The 17,108-nt window shown below is 27.0% G+C and carries 4 protein-coding genes; 2 read left to right on the top strand and 2 right to left on the bottom strand.

Annotated elements, in window-relative coordinates:
* Window positions 1–13: 13 nt before the first annotated feature.
* Entirely contained in the window at window positions 14–1,096 is a 1,083-nt protein-coding gene (locus H9M94_RS00755; RefSeq protein ID WP_187469697.1) for a M42 family metallopeptidase, read from the bottom strand.
* 73 nt (window positions 1,097–1,169) lie between these two features.
* Here H9M94_RS00755 and H9M94_RS00750 point away from each other — a divergent pair, with 73 nt between their 5' ends.
* Entirely contained in the window at window positions 1,170–2,216 is a 1,047-nt protein-coding gene (locus tag H9M94_RS00750; RefSeq protein ID WP_187469696.1) for a S66 peptidase family protein, read from the top strand.
* 211 nt (window positions 2,217–2,427) lie between these two features.
* The gene (locus tag H9M94_RS00745) at window positions 2,428–3,942 is read left to right on the top strand and encodes a hypothetical protein (RefSeq protein ID WP_187469695.1); all 1,515 of its coding nucleotides are present in this window, start codon (window positions 2,428–2,430) and stop codon (window positions 3,940–3,942) included.
* A 164-nt stretch (window positions 3,943–4,106) separates the two neighbouring features.
* On the opposite strand, the gene H9M94_RS00740 is transcribed toward H9M94_RS00745, so the two are convergent.
* Window positions 4,107–16,679 (bottom strand): GA module-containing protein, encoded by a 12,573-nt coding sequence (locus H9M94_RS00740; protein WP_187469694.1) that lies wholly within the window; start codon window positions 16,677–16,679, stop codon window positions 4,107–4,109.
* Window positions 16,680–17,108 lie beyond the last annotated feature (429 nt).

Raw genomic sequence — 17,108 nt, 5'->3', positions numbered from 1 at the left:
TCCTTAAGTTGTTTTATTTATAACTTATTTTATCATATTTTTCATTATCAAAAACTGACACAAATTTAACTAATAAATCTTTCGCTGCAATTAAATCTGAAATAGCACAAACACCAATTGGACTATGTAAGTATCTTTGTGGTAATGAAATTGTTAAAGTTGCTGCACCACCTTTGGCAAATTGTAGTTCATGTGCGTCTGTTCCACCACCCATAGCCACAAATTTATATGCTGGGATGTTGTATTGTTTTGCAACTTGTTCAAATAATGAAACTAATTTAGTATCCATTAATGTTCCACCATCTTTGAATCTTAATGCTGCACCTTTAAATAATGCTGTTGTTCCAGGAATTGTACCAATTGTGTCATGACTTGAAGTTGTATCAAGTGCAATAGCCACTTCTGGATTAACAATTGAAACTGATGTTTTAGCACCACGTGTTCCAACTTCTTCTTGAACTGTACCAACAAGGTATAAATCACAATCTAAATCTTTATCTGCAAGTTCATTTGCGATAAATTCTAATACTATGACACCTGCACGGTTGTCCATTGCTTTACCACCAACTAAATCTTCATTAGCAAAAAGAATTGTTTCACCTGACATTCTTACTCTATCACCAATTTCAACACCTGCTTCGATTGCTTCTGTATCACTTCTAAATCCAAAATCTGCATATAATTCATCGTTTGTTACTGCTTTTGAGACTTTTTCAGCTTGCAAGATGTGAATTGATGTGTGGCCAAAGACACCTAAATATTCTTTGTTTCTTGTGATTAACTTAGCTTTAGTTCCAATAACTGTATTTGCTCAAATACCGCCAATTGGGCTTAAAAGTAATTGTCCTTTTTTATCAATACTTCTTACAATGTATCCAACTTCATCCATGTGAGCTGCAATCATAACTTTTGGAGCGTTTGCTTTTTTAGACTTTTTAAAGAAAATAATTGAACCCATTTTGTCTCTTATGATTTCATATGCACCTGCTTTGATGTTATTTCTTAATTCTGTAGCAACAGGTTCTTCATATCTAGACATTGCTTCAATTTCCATATATTTGATTAATCTATTTTTAAATTGTTGTTTTATTTCCATATCTAACTCCTTTTATATCTTTAATGATATCATTTAAATAATAAACATTTAATTAATTAAAGAGGTATATATTATGAAACTCAAAGCAAATGATTTGATTAGAATTATTTCTCTTTCAGCAGGTATCTTAGGAGAAGATTTTTGTCAACATCAACTAGAATTAGGACTTAAACGTATTGACGAATACAAATTACAATGTGATTTTTCAAAACATGCTTTAGACGGTATGGAGTATATTGAAAAACATCCGGAAGCACGTGCTAAAGATTTAGTTGAAGCATTTCAAAACCCCAATGTCAAAGCAATATTATGTGCTTTAGGTGGAAACGATACATTTAAAACTGTTCCATATATTTTAGATGATCCAGAAGCGGTTAAAATAATTAAGAATAATCCTAAATTCTTTATTGGTTACTCTGATACAACTATTAATCACTTAATGCTTAATAAATTAGGTTTAAAAACATATTATGGATTAGCATTTTTAACATGTATTGCAGAGTTATATAAAGATATGCTCTCATATACATCAGATAGCTTTTGAAACTTATTTACAGATAAAAATTGAATTTATAAACCGGCTTCAAAATGATATTTTGAAAGAACTGATTTTTCAGCAAAACAACTTAACTCACCAAGAAAAAGTTTAGATGAAAAATATGGTTACATTCATATCCAAGGTAAAAAGAAATTCCAAGGTAAATTAATTGGTGGTTGTTTGGAATCGATTGCTGAATTAATTTCAGGAAACAGATATCCTGAAGAAGCAATAATTAACCAAAAATATGACTTATTCACAAAAAACACAGATTTTGATGGAAAAATCTTATTACTTGAAACTTCTGAAGAAAAGCTCAAACCAGAAGTTATTGAACAATATTTAGAAATAATTGCATCAATAGGAGTTTTTAAACGTGTAACTGGAGTGATTATTGGTAAACCACAAGATGAAGTTTATTTCAATGAATATATGCAAGTCTATTCATCGTTCTTTAGTAAATATGATATTTCAGTTGTTTATAACATTAATGTTGGTCATGCATATCCAAAAATGCTTTTAGAACTCGGTTCAGAGACAATTATTGATGTTGAAAAACAAACTATTGAAGTAATTAGATAAACCAGATTCAACCTATTTTAAGGGTTGGATCTTTATTTTTTATTGTTATAAACCTGCTACATTTAAATTTCCTAAATTCCACATTTTCACGAATTGTGAAATTTTTCAAGATTATTTTTTATTTTAATTTAAACAGTTTTAATGTTTTTTATAATTTAGGTGAATAGTGAATAAAAAAACCAATTTTATAAAAAATATAAAAGCAGGAATTATGAATAATATAAAAGTTAAAAAACCTCGAGAAATCAAGGAAATCTTTGTCGTCAATAAAGATAAAGATGCCTCAAACAACACCAAAAAAGTTATTAATGAAATTTTAAATGAAGACTACTTGTTTACATCGATCACAAGTGTTCCAATTAAAATCAGTGGTAAAAATAAGTGTAAATATTTTGATCCATATATTGTTAAGGAATTTCTTGAAAAACATCTAATTGCAGGCGATAGTGTGTGCACAAAATTAAAAGCAACATTTATCGATGAAGTAGATGATGAAATGATCAATGACGAACAAATTCAATATGAAAACAAACTCTTGATGAAGGGTGTTTTATCTAAAACAAACTTAGAATCAAGATTAGGACTAATTTGTGAATTGCACAAACCAATAAGCATCAAGAGATTTTACAAGAAAGAATCAGGACAAGTTGCAAAACTAAGAAATACAACTCATGAATGTGAAAAAGATAAATGTAAAAATCTTGATGATCAAACCACAAATTTATTTAGTCAATATCAATCTTATAATAGATATTTAGATTATCTTGGCTTCATGACCAAAATACACAACATACAAATTTTCTGGAATACTGAATTGCTTGCAAATATATTAAATATTTACAACTCAAGATACATTAAGAAAATTGTTAAAATGATTAATAAATTTGCTGCTATCAAGAAAGAATCATCAGCACTAGAAATTGTAGATGCTATTATTAAACTGCACACATTTACTAAAGAGAAAATTAAGGAATATGGTATTTTATTTAAGTTTCACATATTGAATGAAGAATGTGGACTTAAAGTAAAAATTTGTAATGAAGAAGATGATCTAGCATGATTAGTTGAATTAATCGAATTCGTTAAAGAAGAAAATCATGAACATGACAAATTAAGATTTAAAGCAACAGCATTTGATGCAGGTGTGATTAGTGAATACATGGATGAAGGTGAAGAATTTAAAGATACAATCTTTGATGTTTACAACTTCTATTACTACATTGCAATTATTGTTGTCTTACATATTGAATTAAACTATATTGATACCTGTTTAGTATCATTTAAACATTTTGGATTAATCCATGAAGAAATAAGAGTATTGAGTGAAGTTATTTTCGATAAGGTTTTTACAGCTGCATTTTGTAAAAAATTCAATGATAAGCATTGAGAAACACTAGATGCAAACTTAATTACCTCAAATAGTTTTATCTCAGGATTCTTGCATAATTTTATTAACAGATTTGACTATACTACAAGAAACACAAGAGGTATTTGTGAAAATGTATTAGAAAGTTTAAGTGTAATCAAGAAATACTTAAAAGACTTAAAAATAAGAAACATTTTACAATACACAAATGCACAAAAACTTTTAAATAATTCTAATGATGAGAATAAAACTTTAAGTGATTTCTGTGAAAGAGAAGTTGAAAACTACACAAAAAATATTTCTAGAAATCAAGGTGAAATTGACCTAGAGATTATGCTGGAATTTTGCGATAAAAAGTAAAACTAAATCAATAATATATAATCATATTACATATTTTGTAATGTGGTTTTTATAATATCTCATAGTTGAAAAAGTCTTGAATTAAAAATTTTAATAGTCACTTTTGCATAGTAAAAAATTACAACAAAACACACCAAGGAAATCTTGGTGTGTAATTCTTATTTTTAATTATGTTCCGCTAAAAATGAAATATAAAGTGGATTGCTTGATTTGTTAACTATTCTAATAGTGTGTGTTGATTTAACTTTTTGGTTTTCATTTAAAACATAGTTAAATAAGTTTGCATTGTATGATGTATCGCTTGAGTGTGCTCTAACATCACTCGCAATTAGTTGACCATCGATGTAAACATCAAACACACCAACATTATCTGGTGATTTTTTACCATAAATATTAATTGCATCACCTTGGAATGAATATTCAAAGTAATCATTTACCGAATTCGACTTAGCACTAAGTGAATTTGCAAATGATTTAGCTTCATCACTTGAATTTGAAACAAAATCTCATGATCCAAAATATTGAATTTTAGGATTATTAGTTGCAATTATTTTGTTTGGAATTTCGCCATTGATAAATCTAATTTTATTTAGAATAAGACCGCTTTCTCTTGTTACTTGATTTCTAAGTGTTATTGTTAGATTATCAACTGCTTCATTAGTATTTAATTTTACAAAACTCATTCCTTTTTCACGATCTGGAATTGCACCTTCAAAAAGCACAACATCTCTACCATTGATTGTAGTAATAATCTTCGCAAATGATGGACGATATTTTTCATTTGCATCTTCTCTAAATAATAATTGCACATATGAAATATTTTGTGAGTGATTAAATGAATATTTCATTGACAATTCACTTGAAGTTCATTCTTCATAATATGCACTTGAATCATCGTTTAATTGTGCTTTTTTACGATCATTGCTTCTTGGCGAAATAGGTGTAAAAGTGTAGTCAATATCTTGTTTAAGATTTAAAACATTTCCCGGTGCATATTTATGCACTTCTTCAATATCTCTATTTTCTAGATCTTTAAATCTTCTGTGATATTTGTATTTATCATTGGTTAAAAATTCATTTCACTTATTGTGGTCATTGGTAATATTTGAAATTGTGTCAGGTAAAACATTATCATTTAGATTTAATCATCTACCAGATGGGTCATACATTTCAAATTTAAGACCACCACGTCCACCTTGATTGAATACATTAAACTCTACGTCATAGACATCACCGGCATTGAATCAAACTCAATTCATTTCTCTTCAATTAGGACTATATGATCTACTATAATCATAACGTTGACCATTGATTTTTAATTCAGCAACATCATCAACTTGATATTTAAATTTATAATATCCAGATTCTTTTGCTATAAATTTGTATTTAAGTCTAACTAATTGATGTTCTTTGGTGATTGGGTTGAGTGTTGACCAATAATATTCGCCTGGTTTTTTAGTATATCTTAAAATTCCACGTGCAACTTCATCATCTGCAAGTGCCGAAGCTTCAGTTGCATTGTAATTCCATTTATCATTAAGCGAATCATAAATATATAATGATGGACCCGCTACAACATTTCTAACTTTAATCCTAAATTTATATGATGGAACATAATTATCTGATCTTCCTTCAAATTCATCCGGAATAATATCGATATCAAATTCATCAATTTCTCCAATGTAATTTGGATTTGCATGATAAATTAATTTTTTGTTATTATGTGAATCAAGTTCTAAAGTACCACCATATTTTGTTTTGCTTTCAAATTTAACTTTAGATCAACTAAACTTACTATTAATTGAATTAATACCATTTTCTAAATCAAAAACATATGGTTCACCGGCAAGAATATCCAATGGAGCATTGTAATCTCCATTGTATAGGAATTTCTTGCTCTCACTATCATAAAAATATCTTCCCGCTGCATATAAGTTACCAACGAAATCAATAGCAGGTAAACTAGTCATGTTTTTAATTTTACTTGCATTGAATCCAACTGCATTTAATTTATTCTTTAATTTAGTTCTTTCATCATTAATTTGTCCAAGTTTATAATATGCACCAGGAACTTGTTTTCTACGTGGATAAAGTTCATTATATTGTCTATCCAATTCCTCAAATCTTTTTTGATCGGCTTCATATGTTTCTGCTATTTTGAATACTTCTGATATTGAGGACACGCCTCATGTAGCAGAACTTAAGGCATCTTTGAAATTTAATTTATTATGTCATACAAGAAAAACAACAGCATCAGCAATATCACTATGTCTTTCATAATCAAATGAATGCGCATTTGAAACATAACTATTTTTAACTCAAGAAACAAAACGTTCAGGACCTAAAACATATTGAAGCGCGGCATATAAAGCATATCAATCATAGTTTCTGCTTTTCACAATACTATATATCGATCCTAACCTCGATCAACCTCAACCACCATCACCATTAATATTAGAAAAATCTCTAATTCTATTTCTATCATTAATATATGTTAGATTTAATGCAGATGGAATATTTGTTCAACCATGATCTCGGATACCAAATGGTTCTTGCATATTTTCAAAGTTATGATTTACTTCGTGATAATTACCTCAATCATCAAAGTTGAAGTCATTTTCACCCTTAAAATATTTAGATGCTCAACTTATTTCTGCATATAAGTTGGCAGAACCACCTCAAGCACCTGCCCCACCTCAAACGTCATTGCAATAATTTAGCGCTATCTTTTCACCCTGGTATGAATTTCATTTGAATGAACTACTATAAAAACTATTTCATTTTTTAATAATTGGTTTTGGATTCTTAATATTATTAATGTTAATGTATGCAATGTCGTTCATTGCAGTAAATGGTACTAAAATTGCTGAGTATTCAGTTTGAATTGCGACAACTGGCGCAGCAATTGTTCCATCTTTTACAGCTTGAATTTGTGCATCTCAATCTTGATCGGTTGTAATACCTTCAAAATATGAAAGCATCTTAATACCATTTCTAATTGTGAAATCTATATCCATTGGTGTGCCATCACCATTTTTCATGTTTTGAAGTACTCTTAATGTAATTGAACCACCAAATGGTGTACCGATTTTTACTTTACGATCATGAATTTCATTCATTCTAAATTTAAATGCTGATCTAATAAATGGATATCTATTAGAAATCCGACCACTATCATCAAAACCACGATTATCTCAATAGTTTTGGTTAATAATAAATTCAATTGGAACTTCAGTTCTTGAATTTTCACCATACATTTGAACCAATCTATTATATGTGGTTTCTGAAAATTCAATTTCAACGGGTTCTCCTGCTACTGCATAAATACCTGTGTTGTTATATCCGAGTCAATTTGTAGATATCGACATCTTTCTTGTAGTAGATTTAATGTTCTCTGAAATTTTTCTTTCATAGAAACCATCTGCTGCATAGTGTTTTTTAAGACGACCAGCATTAATTTCAGATTTTAATCATTCACCGTTTGCATAAGTGTAATTTGTTCCTGGTACTCTTTCATTTAAAACTAAATTAGATACATTTGTTCTCGTACCATTGATAGTTAAGAATGATTTTGCATTTCCATTATCTTCATAATTGTAATTTCAAGCTGGATATTTAAATCCTTGAGATCCGTAATCTCTTAAAACAGGTGAATCATAATATGTATTATTCCCATGTCTTGTCCGTTCATCTATATCTTTGACATAGCCATTTGAGAATGAAACATCACTAGTTGCTATACTTCTAAATTTCTCTATGTCATTAACATAATCTAATTCGGTAACGTTGATGGTATTTGTAATTCATTCAACTCCATTAGAAGTATGTAATTTTGCATTATATGAACCAATGGTTGTTACATCTAATGTGTCATTTGTTTGATTATGTAATATTTCATCATATTTATATCAGTTAATTCTTGTATCTAATGCAGTTAAATTATTAATTCTTAATGTATTGTGTCCATTGAGAAGTTTATTATTTGCATTAGTAGATGAAATAGAAATCTCTTTTAATGGATTATCTTTATAAAGAGTAGTTCTATTTTTGATTCTATATCCAGTGAACTTAATATCCTTATAGTATCCTGTAATTCTTAATGAAACTTCTTTTGAATTTGTATCTATAAGTCTCACCTCTACATCCGGGTGTCTTGAATTTGCGCCAAAAATTATCTCATCACCTAAATATCATGAAAATTCTGTTACATTGATGTTTTCATCTATAAGCAAGTCTAATTTGTAATTTGCATTTGCACTTCTACGATATCCCAAGTTATCTACACTAATTGATGCAGAAGATAATAAATCATCAATTTCATTGAATGAATCAAGATTTTCTTTCATTCTCTTGTTCTTTTCCTTAAGATCTTCATAAATTTCATTGATATTTTGTGGAATAACATTGTTATCAATATCATGCTTAGCAGTTATAGCAGTTGCATTAGCAGCTTTGAATTGATCAAATGCGTTTTTATCTAAAACATAAGGCATGTCGTTTTGTTGCAATGCTTCAATTCTGTCATTAATTTCTTTTGCAACATTAATTTCAGAAATAATATTAGCTAATGCAGCACTATTATTGTTATGTAAGGTACTATAACGAACATAAATATCACCTAATTCAGTATATGAACTAGCTTGACGCATTTCATTCTTAATCTTTTCACGAAGTTGTTCAGAGAATTTGCTGAAACGATCTACATATTCAAAATATGCATTTAAATTATAGTTTCCACCTAAACCATTGAACTCAAATGTTATTCCATCATTTACTTCGTTTATTTTATTAATAAGACCTTGAATGTCATTTGACATAATAAACTTAAGTTTATAACCATCATTTTCAAGTATTGAATCTTTTGCAGCATGAACTTTTTCTCAGTATGCACCACGCCGTCTTTCGCTTTCAAATTTATATCTAATATTTTCAAAAGCATTATTACCTTTTAGTCTTTCAACAAGAGGTAAAGCAGCATTATTTAATCGTTTTGCAGTTTCTAAAATGTCTTGTGCATTTGCTTCATATGGTGTAACTTCGATTTGGTTTTTAAATTTGGTTTTTCATTGATCATTTAGTGTTTCTAATGCATCAATGGTTTTGAATAATTCTTGCTTTTTAAGCGCAGTTGTTTCTTTTGGTTTTCTAACTGTAATAGATGCATTTAGAACTATGTCATTGAATTGAATGTCTCCATCAATACCAGAAATAATCATTTTGTATTCATTTGATTTTTCTTGAATATCGCCAAAACGAACAACTAAATTGCTGTTTGTTGAAATAGTTGTATCAAGGTTATTGTCTTTAACTCATTTATATGAATTTATTCTAATATTATTTATGTTTCCTAATGTTAATGTAACTGGATGTCTTTCATCTTGAACTATACCTTCATTGCTTGCGTGTAGTGTTATACGTTGAATTTTATCAGTTAATGCTCTATGAATATTTATCTTATCTTTTAATGTATTATTCTGTGATTTTAATTCACTAAATAATGCATTTAAATCTATACTTAAGTTATTTAATTTACCTTCAACACTGTAATTGTTAAATTCATTAATCTTGTTTTCTAATAATGCAACATCAGAATTAGATATAGCAACATTTGCTCTACTATTATTAAATTCTTGTACTTCTCTTAACGTTGAAGATGGTCCATCTTCAGCGTTGATGAAATCATTTATTTCTTGGAATAAGGTGTTTTTGTTTGTTAATTCAGTTGCTTTGTTTAATAAATCTTGATAATTAATAGCATTATTAAGATATGAGCGAATATTATTCTTTGCTTCATTAGTGAAGTTATTTAATGAACCAACTAATTCATTTGTTTTATTAGTTAAATTATCATTTCCATTTAACGAATTTGTAGCTTCGATAAAAGCATTTTTTAATTCAATTAATCTTTCCTTTGAAACATCAGAGTTTAAGTGTCTTTTTGAATCATCTAGAACATTTTTTATGTTATTTAAACCAGTATTATATGCAATAACACTTTCATTTGAAGCAAGCTTTAATTTTGAATCATTATTACTTAGAGTTTGATTTAAAACTCCTAAAAATTCACTACCAATATATGTATCTAATGCAATAGCATTTGTTTTTATAGTTGCTGCTTGATAATAAATATTTGATGAATCAATTTGATTTTTAATACTTTGCTTAAGTGAATTTGATAAATTAATAAGACCTTTAATTGAGCTTTTAAATTGTTCTTTAGTATTTGTATCAATTGTTGTATTTAACATTATTTCAGGTAATTGATAATTAGTGAACAATAAACCTGAATATGTACCACTAATCACTAATTTGATTCGTTTATTTTCGTTAAATTCATAATTTGTAAGAACAAGTGTGTCTAATGTTGCTTCAGGTTGTAAAACATCATTTATGTATCAATTGTATTGAGTTATATTAAAGTTTTGATCATTATTATTAATCGAAACAGTCACGCTATCGAATTGAGTGATTATATTTGCTTTTGATGAATGTAAGGTTAATATCTTTAAAGCATCAATATTATTTTGATCTTGCAAGAATTCATTAACTGTATTAATTTGGTCTTTTAAATTATTTATATCTAAATTCAAGGCACTTAAATCATTTGTGATTAATAATTTTGGCATTGATTCAGAATAATGATTAGATAATGTTGTTAAGGCGTTTTCAATATTTGTTTTTAGAGTTATTGCTTTTTCACTTGTAGATATCTGTGAAAGTAGTTCGCTTAATCTTTTTGCAATATTTAGTTCATTAATTCCGTTATTTGCAGATTGATTCAATTGTTTTGCAGTTTCTTTTAAATCTTGAATTTCACTAAGATTTGCTTTTTGAGTTAATTGCTCAATAAAGTAGTTTTTTGTAGATTCAGATAATGATGATAGTTGATTGATTGAATCTTTTACTTCTTGTAATTGGACATTTCCATCTAATACACTTATTTTTTGGTTTAAAATAATTAATTTCGATGCTAATTGTTCAAGATAATTTATAGAAGTTAATTGACTATTATCAATGGTTTCATTAATGCTATTTAATACATTTTCCACTGCACTAATAAGTCATGTTTGAGCAAACTTGTAATTTATTGTTTTATTTGCAGGTTTAAACGATGCTTTATATTGATTTACTTCATTTAATTTGTTAATTAAATTTGTAGCAACATCTTTGCTTCCTGAATTATTTAAATAACTAATTGCGTTTTCTTTCTGAGATTGACTAAGTTCTGGATATGAATTAATTGTTTCAATATAATTACCTTTATCATAATTTTCTCAAGTCGCTGCTTTGATTGTTCTTTGAGTAATGATCACATCATTAAACGAGATTCCTAAATATGTCCCCGAAATAGTTGCATGAACTTTTTTGTCTATATCTAAGTCATTTTCGTGCAAGTTCAATGATGAGTTTGTTGATTTTTGTTGATCATTTAAATATCATTTAGTGTTATTAATGTTTAGATCATTAGATATATTTGACAATTCAACATTTAACACATTCACAGTATCACTAAAAATGCCATTATTTGAAACAGAAATTGTTATTGCTTTTATTAATCTGCTCAGTTTATTGACTTTAGCTTCCAGTATATCTATATTTGTCTTAATACTATTAAAAGTTTGCTTTAATGTATCTAAATTAGTTAAATCTCTTGTATTGATCTTGCTTTCTTCTAATTTTGAATTAATGAGATCTAATAATTGATTTATTCTTTGAGTTTCATCAGATGAATAAGCAAAAATATCATTTTTATCTTGTAAAAAGGATTGCGAATCACTTCTAAGAGTTGTCAATTGATTTGCTAAAGAATTTAAGTGTGTAGCTGATTCAACAATATTATTAATATTTACTAGCGTTTCACCATTATTGATATCAGTTAAATATTGATTTTTAACAGTTTCATTAATGCTTAAAAGTTGTTTAATAGCATTTTGTGCATTTAATACATTTACATCACCATTTAAAGCATTTTTAGCATTATTTAAAATCTTGAATAATTCAACTAAGTCATTTTTGGTTAATGTTGCATCAATTAATTTAGTTTTATTCGTACTAAAATGTCTTACACATTGCGAAATTAAATCCAAATAAGTTGATTTTAAATTATCAGATGCAAACTTAAAGTTATTTGTTTCAGATGTATTATCGACTAATAGATTTAATAAATTAGTTGTTGCATTGTTTAATTCTTTTGCAACTTGTACATAGTTGTTTGCTTCATCAATTGTGAATGATTCACGAACTTTTTCTTTATATGAATTAATAATATTTACATCAAGATTGTTTAATGATGCCACTTCATTGATAAGTGGTTGAATAGCACTTAGAGTTAATGAAAACTTATAAACTATAACATCATTAGAGATTCTATAATTATTGAATCTAATATCATTTCAAGAACCAGAAATAAATGCATGATATTGCTTGTTTTGAGTTCTAACTGATTCTTTGCTTACAGATAATGTGTTTTGATTTTCATTTGGAATTGTACCATTTTCATCATGTCATAACACGCTTGTAATGCTTACATTACTATCACTTGTATTGATACTTAATCTAACAGAATTATCATCAATAAAATGACCATCATTTGATGCTAAAAGAGTGATTTTTGTTAAATTACTTCTGAATGTTTGAAGTTGATTTATATATCTTTCAAAATCTTGTATTTTAGTTTCAAATAAATTATTAATGTGTTCGAAATTAACTTGTTTTTCAATTAATTTATTTTCTGAAAGCATTCTTGAATGATTGTTAATTAGATCTTGCAATTCAGATGGTTTATTACCAAAAACTATTAATGAATTATTATTAGAAATAATTATATTCAATCTTGTTTGAAGTGATTTGGTACGTGTGATTTTGTCAATTAATTGTGAAGTAAGTAAATTTTGCTTTGTTGCATCGGAAATAATATTTTGTAATTCACTATAATTGTTTGATTTTTCTAATTCATCTTTATACTTATTGATCAATGACATAGATAAATTAGGTAATGAATCTATTGATCTTTTAGCTACATTTAAATTATTCTCACCATTAAATGTATTTCTTAATTCACTTAATTCAAATATCAATCTTGTTAATATTTGATTATTTGAAGCAGTCGATTCCGTTAACTTATTATCTTGATTGAGTAAATCATGAACAATGTTTTGTTTTGATCTCAATGTGTTAATTGAGTTAGTACTGTCAAATTTAATATTTGCTTCTTGCTCATCGAAACCATTAATTAAATTTAAAATTTGTGAAACTTTTGAATCCAATAAAACAGCATCACTTTTTATATTTCTTGCGTCTTCAATATTAAATGAATTTCTAATTTGCTGATTAATTTGATTTTTTACATCATCAGATAAATGATTTAAATTACTAATTACACTTATTAATGGACTTATTAGAGCTTCATGTAGTTTAAATTTATGAATTGTTTTTGGTTCTGAAATCTCAAAATTGTTAAATGCAATGTTTTTTCCATCAATTATTTTATAACCACTAATTCTAGCTATAAGAGTTTTTTCTTTGTCTCTAAGAAATTCCTTTTGAATTGAAATAGTTGTATTACTACTTGAGTTTAGTACTTGATCATCTAAAATTCATTTAACACTTTGTATTATTAAATCACTAATATTGTCTAAACTTGCAGTTAGAGATTCACTTGCATCATAATAACCATTATTAGTTACTTGGATTCTAACGTTTTTAAGCTCGCCAAATAACTCATTATTATTGACTAATAATTCTGCGATATAGTTATTTTTGTTTTTTAAAGTAGTAATTTCTGATGTTAAATTTTCATTTAATTGAATAAGTTGATGATTAGCGTTTATTAAACTTTTCTTAGAATCAAGCAATGATTGATAATCACGAATTTCATTGCTCAAATTTAAAGTTGCATCACTTAATTGTTTCAACTCTGAAAGTTGTAATGTTGCCTTAGAAATTTCACGATTTAAAGCATCTGCATCTTCATTAAATTTTGATGCTTTAGTTCTAATGTTGTTTAGATCATCTAAATTATTTTGACTTTGGGCTAATACAAAAATTTGATTCTTTACTGTGTTAGATAATTTATCAAGTTGATTTATTTCTTTTATTACACTCTCATAGTGGTTTTCACCATTAAGATCGGATAATGCAGTTTGAATTTGTAGATTTTTGTCATTGATTTCAATTGATGTTTTATTGTTCTTTAACTTATTATTTTGATCAAAATAATAATCTCTTGTTTGGTTCAAGTTTTCTAAAGTTGTTTTTAAGTTATTATTTGCGAACTTATAAGCTTTTTGAGCCTTTACCGCAGTGATATTGTTATATTTATCAAGTAAATCCAATGCACTATTATTAAGTGTTTGAGCATTATTAATAATTTCATTTACTTCATTGATTTCAAAAACATCAGAAATAGAACTTTTTATGTTCATTTTTATTGCATCACCTAAAGTTGTAAGTGAATCTATTTGACTTAAATATTGCGCTAAAAAATCAGCACTATATTTGAACTTATAAACTCTTGCAATATTTGTTTTGATATCAGTAAATATTTCGCCGTTTAGTGAACCGTTAATTTTTGCATAAATATCAATATCACTACTTCTTACTTGTTGTTTTGAAATTTCTAATGAAACGTCTGTTCCGTCGACTTTTATTTCATTGATATATCACGAAATGTCTTGAATATTTAAGTCATTAATGTTTTCAATTCTTGCAATAATTGGTTCATCATTTATATGTCTACTTCCAACATTTAAGCGAATTGCTTTTAATTTATTACTAAGTAATTCTGCATTAGAAATCATATTTTGAATTTCTGATATTAAATTATTAATCTTTTGAATTTGACTTTGAATATTAATTAGTTCATTAAGTTGATTTTCTTCATTTAAAACACTTATTGCTTGAATTAGTTTTTCAACTTTGTTTGTTTTATTTAAATTATTTACTTTAGCAAGTTTTTCACTATTTAATAAATCTCTTGCAGAGTTAATTGCGGTTATTAACAATGCAACATTACTATTTATGTCTCTGAAGGAACTAAGTACGGATTTTAATTCTTCTAAAGTATTTGATTCATCAAGTTGATTATAAATATTGTTTCTAATGCTTTGAGATAACTTTGAAAAAGTTGCTACCATACCTTTAGCATTTGTTAGTTCATTTTCACCATTTAAAGCTAAAATAACATTACTTAAGTCATCATTTAAAGTGTTTAAATCGGTTTCTGTGATTTCGTGATTATTAAATTTATTATCATCAAGATATGAAAGAAACCTATTTTCTAGAGTTAAAAGATTTCTTTGAATAGCATTGCTTGATAATTTAAAGTTTAAACCTTGTTTATCAATACCATTGAGTTTATTATTAATCTCATCAACAAGTGCATTTATACCTTTTGCTTGTTGAATAATCATTTCTACATTCTTTTTATTAATACTTTGTTTAATATCGTTTTTAATTAAGAATTTAAGATCAGCAGATAAATTATCTAAGAGATCAATTTGAGCTAATAATTCACTTTTATCAATTTCGCTTCAAGGTTTTTGAATCAATACAATAGGTTTTAATTTATATGCTTGAAATACAACACCATCTAAACTACCAGAAATCTTTGCATACACATGATATGCTTCATTAAATGGAACAACTTCATCTTTTGTTATAGATACTGTTTTATTATTTTGATTTTGTAATAAGACATCATTTAAATATCACTCAATGTTTGTGATTTCAAAATTATCATGATTATTATTTCTGTTATTGATTGATACATTTAATGTATTTGTATTATTATCGAACTTATTATTATTTGTAGTAATCAATTCAACATTCATTCAATATCTGTCAATTGCACTAATTTGACTTTTGATTAAATTTTCAACTCTCTCAAGTTTAGTTTCTGTTGCATTAATAAAATCATCTAAATCAAAATTTAGATCATTAATTAATTTACTATCTTGCATTGTTTCGTTTAATTTACTTTGTGCTTTTTTAAGTACAAGAACATCTTCATTTAAAGATAAACCTAATTGATTTGCTCTTTCAGTTAAATTGTTTATATCTGATATTAACTTAAGGAGTTTGTTATAACTTTGTTCTTTCTCATGAATTTTTGTTTTAATAACATCTAATTCAACAATTGATTCTGCCGCATTAATTTTGTCGTGTAATGATTGTTTTACAGAATCACTAAAATGATCTAATGAATCAATTAGATCTCTTGTGTTTTGAAAGTTTTTATTTCCGTCAAGTTTGTTTTTATTTGTAGATAATGCTTTATAAAATTCATTTAGCATGTCTATGTTAACTGTGTCTAATAATTTATCATCGTCAGATAATAAACTATGAGCCATAGTTAATTTATCTTCAAATTCTTGTTTCTTATCAAGTGAAGCAAACTTAAAGTTATTAGTAGTTTTAAGTTTGTGACTTTCATTCATCAATTCGATATATCCACTTGTCATTGAATTTAGTTCAATTGCTTCTTTGGTTAATTTCTTAACTTTAGAAACTTCTTGCATAACTGAGAGTTTCTCTTTAAGTAATCTGATATAGCTTTGACTAAGATTATTTAAAGAATCAATCTTTAATAAACTTTCTTTTTTAGCTTGATCAACTTCATTTTCCTGACTTGCAATTACACCTCCAGCAATTGCACCACTTGTCACACCAATTCCTAACAAAGTTCCTGCTGAAATAGCAAGATTCTTTGTGCTTATTAATTTATCTGCGATTTTCATATCTATAATTTTATACCTAAGCACAATATTCAATATTTAATACCACAAAAAAGTATACTTTTTTGTATATATAGCACCAATATGGAAAATCGTACAAAAAATACCACATTATTTTGTGGTATTTTTTGATAAAAGTATGTCTTCTAGATACGTTAAGTTTACATCTTGATCTGCTTCATCGATTGTTTGTCCTGGAGCGATGAATTTTCAAGTTTGTTGTGCTTGTGATCCGCAACCTAACCAAAAATAAATTTGAATGCTTGTGAAATTGACTTCACTTCTAAGTCGCTTATTAATTTATAACCGCTCGAATTAGTGTCTGGTGGTAAAATTCCTTTATCACGTGCTTTTTTAATTTATCTATTTTAGTAGTTTAGAATACTAAAAATTACAATTATAAATTTTTGGTTTTAACATTGTTAATGTATT

This window comes from Mycoplasma sp. Pen4, assembly GCF_014352955.1.
Lineage (GTDB): Bacteria > Bacillota_I > Bacilli_A > Mycoplasmatales > Metamycoplasmataceae > Mycoplasmopsis.
The sequence above is the reverse complement of the archived record's forward strand: the minus strand, read 5'-3'. Positions and strand labels throughout refer to the sequence as shown.